General features: G+C 34.3%; 16 protein-coding genes. 1 reads left to right on the top strand and 15 read right to left on the bottom strand.

Features of this window, described 5'->3' with window-relative positions:
* Positions 1–36: 36 nt before the first annotated feature.
* The 10 genes from BGI23_RS09570 to BGI23_RS09525 form a co-directional block, all read right to left on the bottom strand.
* On the bottom strand, positions 37–1,185 hold the full coding sequence (locus BGI23_RS09570) for a hypothetical protein (RefSeq protein ID WP_070805795.1): 1,149 nt from the start codon (positions 1,183–1,185) through the stop codon (positions 37–39).
* A 162-nt stretch (positions 1,186–1,347) separates the two neighbouring features.
* A complete protein-coding gene (cydC, locus tag BGI23_RS09565; RefSeq protein WP_070805794.1) occupies positions 1,348–3,072 on the bottom strand; it encodes a thiol reductant ABC exporter subunit CydC in 1,725 nt (574 codons plus the stop codon).
* A 2-nt stretch (positions 3,073–3,074) separates the two neighbouring features.
* The gene (cydD, locus tag BGI23_RS09560; RefSeq protein WP_070805793.1) at positions 3,075–4,790 is read right to left on the bottom strand and encodes a thiol reductant ABC exporter subunit CydD; all 1,716 of its coding nucleotides are present in this window, start codon (positions 4,788–4,790) and stop codon (positions 3,075–3,077) included.
* On the bottom strand, positions 4,790–5,806 hold the full coding sequence (gene cydB, locus BGI23_RS09555; RefSeq protein WP_000950072.1) for a cytochrome d ubiquinol oxidase subunit II: 1,017 nt from the start codon (positions 5,804–5,806) through the stop codon (positions 4,790–4,792). The genes cydD and cydB overlap by 1 nt, the downstream gene beginning before the upstream one ends.
* A complete protein-coding gene (gene cydA, locus BGI23_RS09550; RefSeq protein ID WP_000448882.1) occupies positions 5,793–7,196 on the bottom strand; it encodes a cytochrome ubiquinol oxidase subunit I in 1,404 nt (467 codons plus the stop codon). The genes cydB and cydA overlap by 14 nt, the downstream gene beginning before the upstream one ends.
* A 601-nt stretch (positions 7,197–7,797) precedes the next feature.
* Entirely contained in the window at positions 7,798–8,853 is a 1,056-nt protein-coding gene (locus tag BGI23_RS09545) for an LLM class flavin-dependent oxidoreductase (protein WP_070805792.1), read from the bottom strand.
* A 120-nt stretch (positions 8,854–8,973) separates the two neighbouring features.
* Positions 8,974–9,417, bottom strand: a complete 444-nt coding sequence (locus tag BGI23_RS09540) for a MarR family winged helix-turn-helix transcriptional regulator (RefSeq protein ID WP_001205526.1) — start codon at positions 9,415–9,417, stop codon at positions 8,974–8,976.
* 153 nt (positions 9,418–9,570) lie between these two features.
* Complete coding sequence (locus tag BGI23_RS09535; RefSeq protein ID WP_070805791.1) at positions 9,571–9,894, bottom strand: carboxymuconolactone decarboxylase family protein; 324 nt, start codon at positions 9,892–9,894, stop codon at positions 9,571–9,573.
* A gap of 1 nt (position 9,895) precedes the next feature.
* On the bottom strand, positions 9,896–10,303 hold the full coding sequence (locus tag BGI23_RS09530; protein ID WP_001117246.1) for a tautomerase family protein: 408 nt from the start codon (positions 10,301–10,303) through the stop codon (positions 9,896–9,898).
* A 41-nt stretch (positions 10,304–10,344) separates the two neighbouring features.
* Positions 10,345–10,884 carry a DUF4865 family protein gene (locus BGI23_RS09525; protein ID WP_070805790.1) on the bottom strand — a complete coding sequence of 180 codons (540 nt, stop codon included), beginning with the start codon at positions 10,882–10,884 and terminating at the stop codon, positions 10,345–10,347.
* 120 nt (positions 10,885–11,004) lie between these two features.
* Here BGI23_RS09525 and BGI23_RS09520 point away from each other — a divergent pair, with 120 nt between their 5' ends.
* Positions 11,005–11,793, top strand: coding sequence for a LysR family transcriptional regulator (locus BGI23_RS09520; protein ID WP_070805789.1), 789 nt, complete (start codon positions 11,005–11,007; stop codon positions 11,791–11,793).
* A 98-nt stretch (positions 11,794–11,891) separates the two neighbouring features.
* Here the strand turns inward: BGI23_RS09520 and BGI23_RS09515 are convergent, their stop codons facing one another.
* The 5 genes from BGI23_RS09515 to BGI23_RS09495 all read right to left on the bottom strand — a co-directional run bounded on the left by BGI23_RS09515 (position 11,892) and on the right by BGI23_RS09495 (position 16,537).
* Positions 11,892–12,845 carry a branched-chain amino acid ABC transporter permease gene (locus tag BGI23_RS09515; protein ID WP_070807290.1) on the bottom strand — a complete coding sequence of 318 codons (954 nt, stop codon included), beginning with the start codon at positions 12,843–12,845 and terminating at the stop codon, positions 11,892–11,894.
* A 49-nt stretch (positions 12,846–12,894) separates the two neighbouring features.
* Positions 12,895–13,755: a branched-chain amino acid ABC transporter permease gene (locus BGI23_RS09510; RefSeq protein WP_070805788.1), complete on the bottom strand. Its 861-nt coding sequence runs from the start codon at positions 13,753–13,755 to the stop codon at positions 12,895–12,897.
* 21 nt (positions 13,756–13,776) lie between these two features.
* Positions 13,777–14,478 (bottom strand): branched-chain amino acid ABC transporter ATP-binding protein, encoded by a 702-nt coding sequence (locus tag BGI23_RS09505; protein WP_070805787.1) that lies wholly within the window; start codon positions 14,476–14,478, stop codon positions 13,777–13,779.
* Complete coding sequence (locus BGI23_RS09500) at positions 14,456–15,229, bottom strand: ABC transporter ATP-binding protein (protein ID WP_000149327.1); 774 nt, start codon at positions 15,227–15,229, stop codon at positions 14,456–14,458. Before BGI23_RS09500 ends, BGI23_RS09505 begins: the two co-directional genes overlap by 23 nt.
* Positions 15,230–15,319: 90 nt before the next feature.
* Complete coding sequence (locus BGI23_RS09495) at positions 15,320–16,537, bottom strand: substrate-binding domain-containing protein (RefSeq protein ID WP_070805786.1); 1,218 nt, start codon at positions 16,535–16,537, stop codon at positions 15,320–15,322.
* Positions 16,538–16,582 lie beyond the last annotated feature (45 nt).

The following is a 16,582-nucleotide window of genomic DNA, read 5'->3' as shown; positions in this document are numbered from 1 at the left end:
AGCCTATATACTTTTATGCAGACATGAAACGAAATATCATACTTTTCGTTCCTGAATAAACATATTTAATAACATGGACATTTTATTTGCACCTTTTTTATTCAAATGATCACTATCATAAAAATCTTCATCACAAAATAATGGTGAATCAAATAAATCTATAATTTCAAAAGAATATTGAGCTTGAAAGTCGTTTATAACTTTATAAAAATCTTCTTTTAATTTCTTACTACTACAATTGAAATAATGTGAAGTAACAGGGAATACAACAATTAGTGGTTTTATATCATGTTTTAAAAGTAATTCTAAATATGTTTTAAAAATTGTTTTATTTTCAACTAAAGTATGAGGATATGACAATTTAGCATGTGAAGCTGCTCTTATTTTTCCGTGTTCTTCAAAAGGAATGTGAAGAGGAGTGATATTCCATTCAGCATTTATCCAGGGCAATATCAATGATTCATCTTTTAGTTCGTCTAATAAAATATATTCAAAATGCAAATTAAAAATAGAAGAAAGTGGTTTCGGGGTATCTAGATGTGAGAATCCATCAGTGGGTAGAGGAGAATGCACTACAGTATGATGACCGTCTTGAAACAATGGATAATATACTTTGTGAATTCTATATGCTTCAGATGATAACGACATGTCAAAGTAAAAAGAGAAATAGGCTATTCCTATCAAACAATATTGAAAGGAATGATCGTTTGATAGCAGTTGTGACGCTATTAAATAATCATAGTACAGGTCTTGCGATGGAAGTGTAAATTTTATTGACTTTTTTGAGAGGATCTCCGTACTTATGCCACAATGCGGATAAGACAAGCCCGTCGCAAACAATTCATACGTTGGATCACTCTTTGCTTTTTTCATAGCAATATATAAAGACATAAGATCCGGATTTATTTGATAGATAGAAATTAATTTATTCCTCCATTCATACATGTATTTTATTAAATTAATAATTTTTGAACTTTGCACGCCCCTATTTATCAATTCATTTGTAAGTTTTTCTGCGTCCATTCTCCAAATGACTATATATTGAAAAGAATTTTCTATTTGAACAATAGCTGAAACGTCTACAACATGAACGATTGTTTTACATTTATTTTTGTCTAATGCATTTTGAATCCTTCCCCCTGATAATTCATCACAGAAAACAATAATTTTATACTGCTCCTTCATGTATATCCCCTCCATTATATGTATAATATGAAATCCATTTTTCATTCGTAACAATCATATACATCTGCAATCCAACATGAAAGAAGAATAGAATATTCATTTCAAAACAAAAATAGCTGCACCATTAGGCGTAGCTATTTTCACAATTATTACTTATTCAAACTATATTCCTTTATCTAACTCATAAAGCTTTCGATACTTCTCATTTTCTTTCAGAAGTTGTTCATGACTTCCTTGCATCACAATTTTACCACGATCAAGGAAGATAACTTCATCTACATGTTCAATTCCTACAAGATGGTGCGTAATCCAAATTACTGTCTTTTCTTCCGTTGCAGAAAACATTGTTTCTATTAAAGACAATTCTGTCTTTGGATCTAAGCCTATCGTCGGCTCATCAAGTACAATGATTGGTGCTTCTTGCATTAGCGTTCTAGCAAAAGCAACTCGTTGTCTCTCCCCGCCAGAAAACCTTTTTCCCATTTCATGCATTTTTGTTTGTAATCCATCTGGAAGAGTAGCAATATGCGAAGCTAATTGTGCTTTCTCTAAAGCTTTCCATATCTCTTCATCCGTAGCCTCTGGTTTGCCGATTCGAACATTATTTCCAATTGTCGTATCGAATAGATGCGGCTTTTGATTCAATACAGAAATATATTTTGATAAAAGATTCGTATGAGCATGTTCACTATTCAATAAAACTTCACCATGTAATGGGCTTAGTGCACCTGTTAACAATTTTAACAAAGTAGATTTTCCAGTTCCGCTTCTTCCTAAAATGGCGATTTTTTTTCCTGCTTTTATTTGTAATGATACGTCTTTCAATACAAATTCATTACTATGTGGGTAACTATACGATACATGATTTAATTCAATGTCTATATGTTTTGGTGCAACATAATCTTTATCTCTAGGTAATTCCTTTTCATCCTGTAAAACACCATTACCTTCTACTTGATTGAGACGATGAGCGGATTCTACATATGATGGAATTCGATCGATAGCATCTGACAGAGGAATTAACGCGTTTGTGACAGATAACGTCATTAAGACGAAAGCCGCAATAACGGTAGGAGCAATCTGTTCACTCGCCGCCTCATTTCCAGTCCATATAATCATTGAAACAACTACAATACCCACTACTAATTGAATAATACTGTCCCGAATATGATTCCAGCGCTTCATTCTTTTTTCCGTTTTTAACAACTGAGCATTTTGCTCTACATACTTATCAATAAATTCATCTTTTCTACCACTTGCTTGCCAATCAGATAATCCAAAAACAGCATCTGTTAGTTGTTGGTACAAACGGTTTCTTCCTTGTTTTAAAGTAACATGATGTTTCTTCATTAAAAGTAATGATATAAATGGAAGAAGAAAAACGATAGTAGCCAACATACATGCTGCAATAAGTGCAAACACTACGTCAAATGTACCGATAACAAGTACGAATATGCTATATACAACTAATGCTAATATGCTAGGAAATATTGTACGTAAATATAGGTTTTGTAAATGCTCTATATCTTCGGATAATACGCCTAACATATCGCCCGTTTGAAATCGTGAACGGAAAAATAATGCCTGTGGCTCTACTATCCCATATAGTTTCGTTCTCATCTTTTCTAATATGCGTAATACAACATCGTGTCCAACTAAACGCTCTACATAATGAAATACCGCTTGTCCTATACTAAACGCACGTGTTGCAACGACAGGAACATATACAGCCATTACATTTTCTGGTCTAAGAGCAGATTTAGAGATTAAATAACCTGAAATGAAAAGAAGCATCGCACCTGAACTAACTCCAAGAAGACCAAGGAAAATAGTTACAGTCATTCTACCTTTATTTTGCTCTATATACGGTTTAATCCAGTTACTCATCTCTATCCCCTCTCTTTCCTGCGAAAATGTAATGCTTCATTCTTTACAAGTTCTTCATACGTTCCGCTTTCTATCATTTTCCCTTTATTTAAAATAAGAATATGATCCATTTGTTTCATCCAGTGAAGACGATGTGTTGCAAGAAATACTAACTTACCTTCAAACAGACGTAACATCGCTTGCTTTATTTCAAATTCAGTTTCAATATCAAGATGTGCCGTAGGCTCGTCTAATAAAATAATTGGCTTTTTACTTAAAAGGGCTCGCGCCATTGCGACACGCTGTTCTTGTCCGCCACTAAGCATACGCCCACCTTCTCCAATTCTTTCGTACATTCCATTTGGAAGTGATGTAACGAGTGAACGAAGACCGACTTCATTCATAACTCTTTCCACTTCTTCATCAGTTGTATTTGTTTCATAGAAACAAATGTTATCTTTTAATGAAAGCGGGAAAATATAAGGTTGCTGCGGAATATAAGCAATATTCTTTTGCCACTCTTCACGAGTAGACCAGTCAATTTCCACACCATTTACAATCATCTTTCCACCCGAAGGAGTTAAAAATCCAGCTAATACGTCGATTAACGTTGATTTCCCTGCTCCACTTTCACCAATTACACCTATAGCGCCAGTGCCTTTCCAAGTAAAATCAATTTCCTCTAATATAGCTTTTTCAGATTCATCATTCTTTACTTTTACATCTTGTAATTTCAAGTTACTAGAGGAATTCCATATTAGATCTACATTAGATTCTTTCTTCCCTATTTCTTTTTGTCGCTGTAAAATCTCTTCTATTTGTTCCATTGCAAGTTGTCCATCTAACGTAGCATGATAATTTGCTCCAACTTGTTTAATCGGTAAGAAATATTCGGGAGCTAAAATTAAAATCGTAAGGGCTGGTAATAGTACAATTGTTCCATCTATTAAACGTATCCCTAATCCGACCGCTACAAATGCAATTGATAAACTCGTAAAGAAATCTAATGCAAATGAAGAAAGAAAAGCAACTCGCAAAGTACGCATCGTTGCTTTTCTATATCTTTTACTTACTTTTTCAATCTTTCCTTCGTGTTGTTTACTTTGACCTAAATACTTTAATGTTTCTAACCCTTTTAACGTATCTACAAAATGATTAGAAAGTACACGATATGTCTCATACTGACTATCCGCCATTTTCTGCGCTGCTAATCCGAGTAGAATCATAAATATAATTACGATAGGGATCGTTACAACTAAAATAATTCCAGACTCAATATCTAGCGTAAAAACATATAGTACGATTAGTCCGGGTACGATACTACTTCTAATCATTTTAGGAATTGTTAATTCAATATATGTTTTAAATTTCTCAATACCTTCTATCGATAAGGTAACCAGATGACCTGTTCCAGCGGTTTGAACATACCGTGGACCTAATGTAAAATACGCCTCTATTAATTGTTTTCTCAGTAGCGATCCTGTTTTTTCAGCGAAACGTTCCACTAATATTTGTGACATTCGAACTAGCAAATGACGTACTGCAAACGTGATTCCAAAATAAACTGTTTCATTTAACATAGATTGCACTGCTTCTCCCTGAAATAAAAACGTAATAGCCCTCGCTAAAAACACTGTTTGTGCAATAATACTAAAAGCTTCTAACATGCTAATGATTGTTAGCACTACATATAAAACTCGGCTACCAGGATACGACGGAAGTCCTCTTTTTCTTTTCATTAGTACTCCAAATCTTTATCTGACTTAACAGGTTGTCTAAACACATAGAAACTCCATATTTGACTTCCCAAAACAAATGGCAATATAGCAATTGAAAAATACGTCATCAGTTTTAGTGCATAATCTCCTGATGCTGCATTATAAATTGTCAAATCGTATATTGACCCTAACGAGCTAATTAAGACACGTGGGAACATGCCAGCAAACACACTTGCACTTAGTAAAATGATTGTTAAACTTGTCATAAAGAAAGCCCAACCATCTCTTCTTCTTTTGTTTAATAATGTTGACGCACATAACGCTACAAAAGCTCCGATTGGAACCATAATCCACTCTGTACCATGACCAGTGAAAATATCTGTTTTCCATAACCCTACACCGGCAAAAATAAGAAGTGCTATAATTGCAAGCGGTGCAATTTTCAGTGCAGCAATACGTGCACGTTCTCTTAACTTACCAGTTGTACGTATAGTCAGGAATTGCAATCCGTGAACAATACATAACAGAAGGAACATAACTCCTCCAAGTAATGCAAATGGATGAAGTAATTGTAAGAATCCACCTACAGCATTTTTCGTCTCATCAATTGGAATACCTACCATAAAGTTAGCAATGGCCACTCCCCAAAGGATAGGCGGTAGTAAACTTCCTAAAAACATACCCCAATCCCAAAAGCCTTTCCATTTATGATTATCTATTTTCGCACGGAATTTAAAGGAAACACCTCTAATAATTAAAGCAAGAAGCATAAATACAAACGGAATGTAAAACCCACTAAATAAAGTTGCATACCAATGCGGGAATGCCGCAAACATAGCGCCACCAGCACAAACAAGCCATACTTCATTCGCGTGCCAAAACGGACCAATTGTATTTAAATATATTCTTTTCTCTAAATCGTTTTCTCCTAAAAACCTTGAAACTATACCTACACCGAAATCGAAACCTTCAAGTACAAAGAAGCCAACGAATAAAACTGCAATAATAATAAACCACAACTCATTAAGAGATAACATACTCATCCTCCTTATCAAATGGATCATGGCTTTGAGAATCCTGTTTCGCTTTCTTATTCTCATGTCCTTTAATAATACGAACGAATAAGTAAACTGTAATTCCACCTATAATTAAATATAATGATGTGAACGAAACTAAAGAGAATAATACTTCTCCGAACGTAACATTTGGAGATACAGCATCTTCCGTTTTCATAACACCGAAAACTACCCAAGGCTGACGTCCCATTTCAGTCATAATCCATCCTACTGTATTACCGATAAACGGTAGTGAAATTGCATACACCATTAATTTTAAATACCAAGTTTTTTCAGCTAATCGATCTTTTCTTGATAAGAACCATCCGTACGCTCCTAGAAGAAGCATAAATGTTCCACTCATTACCATCGCTCTAAAGCTCCAGAACATCGTGTGTACTGGTGGAATATAATCTCCAGGCCCATATTTTTCTTCATATTGCTTTTGAATTTGATTCATTCCTTCTACTTGACCGCTAAATTTATCATATGATAATAGACTTAGCATATACGGGATTTGAATTTCAAACGAATTTTCTTTCTTCTCTGCATCAATTTTCGCAAATACGGTAAATGGCGCTGGATCTTCACTCGTATTCCATAACGCTTCAGCAGCCGCCATTTTCATTGGGTGTGTTTTGATTAATTGTTGCGCTTGCGCATGACCGAAGAATAATACTAGCGCCGTTGTAAGTGTTCCAACAATGATAGAAATGCGGAATGATTTTTTAAACACTTCCGTTTCTTGGGCTTTCGTTATTTTCCATGCACTCACACCTGCAATAAAGAATGCACCCGTTGCAATTGCCGCTGTAATGGTATGCGGGAATTGTACCCATAATTGTGGATTTTGAATGATCGCTAAGAAATCATTCATTTGTGCACGTCCATCGGCTGCCATTTCATATCCTACCGGTGATTGCATAAATGCACTTGCAGTTAAAATCCAAAATGCTGATAACATTGTTCCAATTGAAAGGAGCCAAATACATAAAAGGTGAATTCGCTTCGGTAATTTATCCTCACCGAATACCCATAAACCTAAAAATGTAGACTCAATGAAAAATGCTAATAAACCTTCAATCGCAAGTGATGGACCAAACACATCACCTACGAAACGTGAATAGGTTGACCAGTTCATACCAAACTGGAATTCTTGTAAAATACCAGTTACTACACCTACCGCAAAGTTAACAAGGAATATTTGTGTCCAAAACTTCGTCATCTTCTTATAAATTTCTTGTCCCTTTACCACATATAACGTTTGCATTAACGCAATGATAAAAGCTAAACCAATAGACAGCGGAACAAAAAAGTAATGGAAAATCGTTGTTGATGCGAATTGTATTCGTGCCAATTCGAGCGTTTCCATACTACAATCACTTCCTTCATAGTTTTTATAATAAAAGTTAATTGAGCAATCTTATCAAGCTCAATTATTAAGAAATACGAAAAGACAAAAACATTTTGTATGTATTGTCGAAAAATACGAAGTTTCAGTTTTTCAAACTATTGTAATGCTATTTTTTACCTTTTCACTATTTCTGTAGTGTTTTATTCGTTAATCGAATTGTATAATATACCTGCATAGTAAATTCAGCTGATTTTTGACGTATTATTGACATCATTTTGTCTGAAATATGTCTTTTGGTATTTTTTTGAATTAGATTTTTCTCATCGATAAAATGTGTTTTTTTAATATGAGACTTATCTTTGCATCAATAAAATAATCGTTTCTCTCTTTATACACTTGACTTTTCTACGAAAAAATGTCCTATTAACCAATGGATAATTTCGTTATTTTTTTGTCAAGAGAAAAATGTATTTCTAAAATTCAAACATGAAATATTGTTATTCAAAAATAGGAAATAACCTCCTCTTCTCAGATTAAAAATTCACTTTTTTGTCATTTTTTCAAACTAAAATAAATTAAAAAATACCGAGAATCCATTAGACTCTCGGTATTTTTTAATTTATTTTGCTGTATGTTTTCTAATAGCCGGTAAAATTTCAGTAGCAATTAGCTCGATATTTTTCTCAATTTTATCATATGGTACGCCACCAAAATCAATTTGTGCCATAAAGCGTTGTTGCCCAAACAATTCATATTGGTAAAGCATTTTTTCAATAATTTGTTGTGGGCTACCAACCATTAACGCGTCACGATAATCTATTGCATTTGTAAATTGTTGTTTCGGATACCCACCACCGCGTAGCGTAAGCATACCAGCATTAATGTGAGGGTAGTATTCACTAAGTGCATCTTGTGAATTTTTCGCTGTATAAAATAAACTCGTTGTTGCAACTGGCAAACTCGCTGGATTAAATCCACTTTGCGCAGCCGCCTCACGGTAAGCATCTACTGATCCTTTAAAGTTAATAGCTGGACCACCTAGTGTTGTTATCATCATTGGTACACCTGCACGTCCTGCTTTAATCGCACTAGCTGGTGGGCCACCAACTGCACGCCAAATTGGTAAGTTATTATTTTTAGCTCTTGGAATAACCGATGCATGCGCAAGCGGTGCTCTGAACTGTCCATTCCATGTTACATGTTCCTCTTTATTAATTTTTAATAAAAGATCCATCTTCTCTTCAAATAACTCTTCATAATCATTCACATCATAACCAAGTAAACTATATCCCCCAATACGAGATCCACGACCAGCCACAATTTCTGCACGTCCATTAGAAATCAAATCAAGTGTAGCAAAGTCCTCGTATACTCGTACCGGATCAGATGTACTTATTATCGTTGCTGAACTTGCAATTTTTATATTTTTCGTTGCTTGCGCAATCGCTCCTAAAATAACTGTATGAGCTTGCGTTGTAAAGTGTGTTTGATGACTTTCACCGACAGCAAATACATCAAGTCCAGCTTCATCCGCTAACTGTGCTGTTTTAATTAATTCATGAATTCTTTGTTCAGCACTAATTTTCTCTCCGTTATGTGGATTTAAAACATGATCCCCAATTGAATATAACCCAAACTCCATTCCTTTACTTGTATTCATACGGTATTTTTCCATCATTACTCTCTCCTTTGATGAGGTATTATTAGTTTCTCTTTTAAAAACATTTGTAAGTCAAATGTTTTTCCCTATTGCTTACAACATCAATTGATTAGTCAATTGATAGTGTAAAAAAAATTACTCTTGCGGTAATTCTTTTTTTTCACTATGCTTATGAACCTTCGTCATTAGCTCGTATAACATTTTCTGCTCTTCTTCATTTAATACATCATCAAAAAACGATGATTGAAATGCAAGCTGCTCTGGCAGTGCTCTCTCTAAGGCCGCTTCCCCTTGCTCTGTCAGACTAATTGTTTTCGTTTTCCAATCTTGTTTTCGTACAATATATCCTTCTTTTTCAAGACGTGTTAACATTCGAGAAATACCGCCTTGTGTAACAGTTACCTTTTCAGCTAACTCCATTTGTGTTAGTGGTTGATACGTACGTATTTGTAAAAGCACATCAAATTGAGCAGTCGTTAAATCAAAGCGTTTTAAAAACTCATTTGACATCTGATTACTTTGGTTCGTAAATCGTATTAAACGTAACCATATTAATGATCCTATCGTATTATCACGCATGTTTGATCACTTCCTATCGTGAATCTTACCATCACTTTACTACGCAAGTGATAAAAAAGCAAGAGAAAAAGTGAAAAATATCTCATTAGAGTATTACATAAATAACGATAAGAAAGAATTCATGTTTAAATGAATTCTTTCTTATCGTTATTCTTAACTTTCCATATCATTCATTGCTATATGTAAAGCGCCTACTGCTTTGGGCCAACCAACATAAAAAGCCAAATGTGTTATTAATGCAATCATTTCATTTTCTTTAATTCCATTTTGTTTGGCCAGTCGCAAATGAAATGGTAATTGCTCTGTATTACCAAGACTGATTAATACCGATACTGTACATAAACTCCTTTCTCTTAATGTTAAAGTGTCATCTCGCCACACTTCCTCGAACAATATTTTTTCACTATAATGAGCAAATGCAGGTGCCTTTTCTCTCATTTTCTCTTGAATACAATATTCAATGGATTCATTCATCATTTCACTCCCCCTTCACTTTTACCAATTGCGCCAATCCTTGACCAAACGACCAATTTTCAGCGGCTGTCTCGTTAAGTGTAATAAAAATGTCTGCACTTTTTATACTAGAACATTCAGAAACCCTCAAAGATATTGACTGATACAGATCGCGTTTCTGCTTTATCGTTCTTCCCGGTCCACATGTGATAGAAACATACATCATATTCTCTGTTCTCTTTTCTCCTCTTTCTAATAAATAATATGGATCATATAAAAAATGATTTTGTTGATAAGGTACAAACATTTCAAAAAAATCATTTTCAGGGATGTTAAAATGTTTAATTAATGAAAGATGAATACATTCACCTATCTTTTTCAATTCTTCTTCATTTAATATATTTTCATGATAATAAACGTTTACAAAAGGCATATATTTTCACCCCTTTACTTAATTTAGCATTCAACAAGATATCATTGTGAAATGTGCAAAATCTCATATACTGTAGTACCTTTATTCGTTACCATATCAGGCTTTTCTTCATAAAAATTAAACTTACTATATCCCCATTTATCTGGATTATATACTATTACATTTCCTAAACAATTTTCTACCTTTTGATCCACAATGATAGATTGAATCCCACTCAATGATTCACTTGGAGAAATACTTCCTTCATATTCAACAACATATCTACATTTCTTAAAATCACCCTTTACATTAACAACTAATGGAACACCTATATTTATTTGTTGCCATCCAAAAGATTGTAAAATATTATCGTAATACCCTTCAAAAATAAATTTATTCATCCCTTCATGACCATTCCAAATATATATAGGTGCATAACAGTTATAGAAATTTCCGTCCTTATCTGCCTCAGTAATTAAATAAGCTTTAAAATTTAAGTCTTGAAAACCATCCGTTTTATACCCATTATCCTTTACCCTTTTCTTAATAATCTCCATATCATAATCTTTCGGCAAAATGACCTTATATTGCATTCCAATCATGTTTATCACTCACTTTCCATCTTATATACACAATGATAAACCGATGACTGGCCAGCGTAAAATAGGTATAAATTATGTTTGGTATCATTTATAATGATATCGTATAAGGGGCTGTGATAAATGGAAATCAATGATCTTATTATATTCAAAACTGTAGCTAGCGAAGGTTCTATTAGTAAAGCTGCGAAAGAATTAGGTTATGTTCAACCGAACGTAACTGAAAGAATTAAAAAATTAGAACAAGAGTTAGAAACACCTTTACTACATAGAGATAACAAAGGCGTTTCTTTATTACCTTCTGGTGACATTTTATTAGACTACACAAATCAAATATTAACGCTAGTAGAAGAAGCAAAAAATAAAATTAAAACAAGTGGGTCTTCTTATATAATCGCAACGTCACAATCTATTTTGACTAATTATGTAAGCAAGCGCATTAAAGAAAATTTTAGGAGTTATCAAATATATGTAGAAAATAGTAGTCATTTGCAAAAATTACTGCAGCAACAAAAAGTTGATATGGTCATTACTTATGAGGATTACCCAGACATATCGTTTAAAAAAGTATTTTCCACTTCAATTTCTATCGGCTTATTAAAACCGAAAGAAAAGTGTACCATTGAATTTTCAAAGGAACTCTTCTTCGTTAGTAATGACAAAAAGTGCCCTTTTAGGAATAAGACGATACAATTTCTAAAAGAAAATAATTTATCTCAGCGCCAACTTCAACAATTAGATTCTTATTCGCTTATAGAAGAGTTTATTCAGGACGGAAAAGGAATAGCCTTTTTACCAATTAAAAATGATAAATTAGTACCAATTGAAGATGTTCCAATTGAGAAATTAGCTGTTCATTTCTTTACGAATCAAAATTCTTTCAAACAAATCCCTGATGAACTATTTAATTAATATAATATTTATAAAAGAACTAAATTTACATACAGCAATAAAAATCCCTCCTTTCCGAATCTAAAAGAGGGATTTTCATATTCTATACAATTGATTTTTCACACATTTTGCTCCACTTCTGCATTTTTCTCCTTCTTATTCCGTTTCATATTCTTCAGTCCCTTAACCGTGCCAACTAATCCTTTCGGGAAAACTAGCAGTACGATAATGTACAATACACCAAGAATAATCGTCCATCGTTCAAAGATCGGATACTCTGTAGCTAGTTCTGATAAATAATATTTTAGGGATTCAATAATTCCAGTTCCTGCAATGGCTCCTATTAACGTTCCAACGCCTCCAATCATAGTCATCAATAATGCATTTAATGTCATTTCAATTGAAAATACAGTTGTATTAACAAAGCGTAAAGTGATAACAAATAAACCACCGCTAATTGCAGCTACTACTCCTGCAACAATGCTAGCAATAATTTTATAATGAAGAACTTTATATCCTAGTGCTTCAACACGTTGCTCGTTTTGTGAAATTGCCTTTAATACTTTTCCAATAGAAGATTTGGTAAAAAGACGTAACAGAACAAAAATGATAAGTAAACATATAAGTGTTACATAATAAAACGTAAAACGATCACGAAATACGTCTGGTACACCAAATGTAAAACCATCTCCTCCGTGAGTGAGCCCACGCCATTTTTCAGCAAGTACGAAAAACAACTGTGAAATAGCAAGTGTTAACATTGCATAAAAATGACTTTTCAACCGTAAAGAAAGCAAACCAATTATATAACTAACAATGGCTGAAATGATAATTGCAGCTACTATCCCTATTAAAAAGTTCGTTATGGATACTCCTTGTCGATCAAATAAAAGTGCTACGCCATATGCTCCTATTCCAAAGAACATACAATGGCCGAATGATACAATTCCTGTATATCCAAGCAATACATCAAAACTCATTGCAAAAATAGCAAAGATGAAGATTTGAGTGAACAAAATTAACAAGCTCCGTGAATCATTTACGAATGGAAATACACTTAAACAAATGAGCATACATACTCCGAAGTATACTTTAATTCGATTTGATGTGCTGTTCACCATTTCACCCCTTTTCACCAACAAGTCCATTTGGCTTCACGATTAAGAAAAACAGTAGCATTAACATATTGATTGCAAGTGATAAATCCGGTATAAAATACGCTGTAAAAGCACCAGCTAATCCGACAATTAAAGAAGCAATTGCTGAACCTTGTACGCTTCCTAACCCTCCAATAATTACTACTATGAAAGCCAAAATCGCATACTGCATACCCATCTCGGCGAAAATAACGCCTGAATACGGTGCTAATAAGAAGCCTCCCAACGCTGCCATTCCTGCGCCTAATAAAAAGACGAAAGAAAATATCGCTTTTACGTTAATACCGAGCGCTTGAACCATCTCTTTATCCATTACGCCTGCGCGTATCATAAGACCTATCTTTGTTTTTTTGAGCAATAATATTAATGCAATGTATATGATAACCCCAATTATGATAACGAATAGACGATATTTAATTAATATAACGCCTCCGAACGTAAAACTTCCTTGTAGCCATAACGGTAACTTTGCCCCAATTGGATTTGGTCCCCAAAATACTTTAATACATTCACTAAGTACAAGCATTCCTCCAAGCGTAACAAGAAGCTGTCGAACATGGTTTCCATATACCGGTCTAATAAGGAATCTTTCTAAAATAAATCCAAGGAACATTCCCATAGCTATTGCTCCAATTAAAGCTAACACATAACTCCCTGTCATATTAAATAGCCAAACACCTGTAAATGCTCCCCACGCAAATAAACCACCATGTGCGAAGTTTAGAACACTCATTAAACCGAAAATAAGTGAAAGACCTGATGCTAATAAAAAAATGAGCATCCCTGTTGAAATCCCATTTACAAATAAATTGATTAACACATCCATCCTTCTCACCCCGGATTCATGTTAAGAGATTCCTAAATATTTGTGACACATTTCCTTATCCTCTTTTAATTCATGCATAAAACCGTTATGAACAATTTTTCCGTTATCCATAATATAAAAATAATCACCAATTTGACTAGCCATCATAAAATTTTGTTCAACGAGTAAAACTGTTGTTTTCTCCTTCATTTTCAAAATAGCTATCATTAATTTTTCTATCATAATAGGAGACAAGCCTTTACTCGGCTCATCAATAAGTAGTAAACCATCACTATTAATAAATGCTCTTGAAATTGCTAACATTTGCTTTTGTCCCCCGCTTAAGAGTCCACTTTTTTTGTGCCAAAATTGCTTTAAATCTGGAAATAGTTCAAGCATCCATTCTATTTTTCCTTCCGCTTCTTCGCCCTTACCTCTAGCAAGAGCGAATGTTTCTTCTACTGTCAGATCGTGAAAAATACCTTGATTTTCTGGTACATACCCTATCCCTTTCCTTGAAATTAAATGTGTAGATAATCCATTTACTTGTGTACGATCATAATAAATTTCACCATGTGCGATATGGTGAAACCCCATAACCGAACGTAACGTCGTAGTCTTCCCTGCCCCATTTCTTCCAAACAGTACAGTAATCGTTCCTTTCTCAACAGTAAGAGATACCCCTTGTAAAATATGAAACTGATCTAAATACGTCTCTATATTATTCACTTGTAATAGTGCCACTATATAATCCCCCTAAATAAGCACTTTGTACACGCTCATCTTTCATAATTTCTTCGGGTAAACCTTCAGCCAATAACTCTCCATGAAATAAAACGATTAGATGGTCTGACAAACCTAGTACCATATCCATTTTGTGTTCAATAAGTACAATTGTACTCTCTGGATGTTTCTTAATATTTTCAATCACTTGTAGTATAGCTGGGACTTCCTCAACCGAAATACCTGCCGTCGGCTCATCAAGTAATAACACATCCGTTTTTAAAGCTAATAACATCGCAAGTTCTAGCTTTCTTTTCTCTCCATGTGCCAAATCTTTCGCTAATACATTCTCTTTCTCCTGAAGTAATACTGTTTTTAAGAAACGTCTCGCCTCTCCAACTTGTTGCTTTAATTTTGCTGGACTCGGGAAAAAACTATAGTAATCTTGTACGAATGATTGAACACTTAAACGGACATTTTCAAGTACCGTTAATTCTGGGAATATGTTTGTAAGCTGAAAAGAGCGACCGATTCCTAAGCGTGTTCGATCTGAAATCGATAGTTTTGTAATATCTTGCCCTTTAAAATACACTTCACCTGTTGTGGGTGAAATCTGTCCACTTAGTAAATTAAATAATGTTGTCTTACCCGCACCATTTGGCCCGATAATAGAAATGAGTTTTCCTTTTTGTACAGTTAAATTTACATCTTTAATAACATGATGCTCGCCAAAAGATACACTAAGATTTTTCGTTTCTAGCAAATGTGTCACGAAATCCCGCCCTTTCAAGCTTTCAGTATGAAAGAAATACGTATAAAGAGGTTGTACCCCTCTTTATACGTAAACAACAGAAAATTCAGTCTATTTATTTTGAACTGGTGGTTCTGTTTCTTTCATCGTTAATTCTCGCTCTAACACTGGCACCGGATAATCAACACCATCTTGTTTTTTCAATGTGATAGAATACAGCGTCTGCATCGCTTGATGATCCTTCTCTCTAAATTTCATCTTTCCTTTCGGTGTATCAAATTCCATTCCTTCCATTTTCTTAATTAATGTATCTACATCTGTATCACCTTTTGTTTTCTTTAAAGCTTCTACAATTGAAATTGCCGCTGACATTCCTCCTGCTGTAAATAAATCTGGCACCGCACCATTAAATCGTTTTTTATGTTCTTCCACTAACCAATCATTCACCTTATTTTTCGGGAGTGTATGATAATAAACAGAAAAACCTTGCATTCCTACTAATGCATCCATCGTTTTTAATGCTGGTATATCTGGCGCACCTGTGGAGATTTTAATACCTTGCGCTTCCACATTCATATCTTTCAACTGTTTCCAAGGTGAATTCGCCCCTGCCCAAACGATAAATAAATAATCTGGTTTTGAGCTAATGATATTTTGAATATTAGCTGTAAAGTCAGTCGAATTTGTATCTGCATATTGCTCGTTTACAATGTTCGCACCTAATTTCTTTGCTCCAGCTTTAAACGCCGCAATTCCTTCACGGCCGTATGCGTTATCTTGTGCCAACGTTGCTATTTTCACATCTTTTTTAGCAATTGCTGCAGCACCAGCGACTGCATCTTGAGATGAATTTCTACCTGTTCTAAAAATATATTTATTCCAGTTCTTACCGGTAATACTATCAGCTACCGCCGGTTCTACAACCATTATTTTTTCATATTCTTCAGCTAGTGGTAAAACCGCTAATGTATCACTTGAACTAGACGATCCGACTAAAAAATCAACTTTCTCTTCTTCTAATAACTTCGTAGCTTTTTTAACCGCTACATCAGCTTTTGTTTCTGTATCTTCTACAACAAACTTAATCTTCTTTCCTTCCACTTTCCCAGTTCCATCCGTCGCATAGTCTAACCCTAATTCAAATCCGTTCACTGTTTGTTTTCCATATGATTCTAACGGACCTGTTAATGATGCAAGAACCCCTACCTTAATCGTCTTTTCATCCTCTGTACTTGTTTTCTTTCCTGAACAAGCTGCCGTTATTAATAACGAACCTAAAACACAACCAGTAGCCATCATTTTTAGCCATTTACGTTTTTTCATCGACATTGTGATCCTCCCCATACTTTTCTTTCTGATAGAATCAATCTCGCC

It is taken from the genome of Bacillus sp. ABP14, assembly GCF_001831375.1.
GTDB lineage: Bacteria > Bacillota > Bacilli > Bacillales > Bacillaceae_G > Bacillus_A > Bacillus_A paranthracis.
Note: the sequence above shows the minus strand (reverse complement) of the source record. Positions and strands in the feature narration are given on the sequence as shown.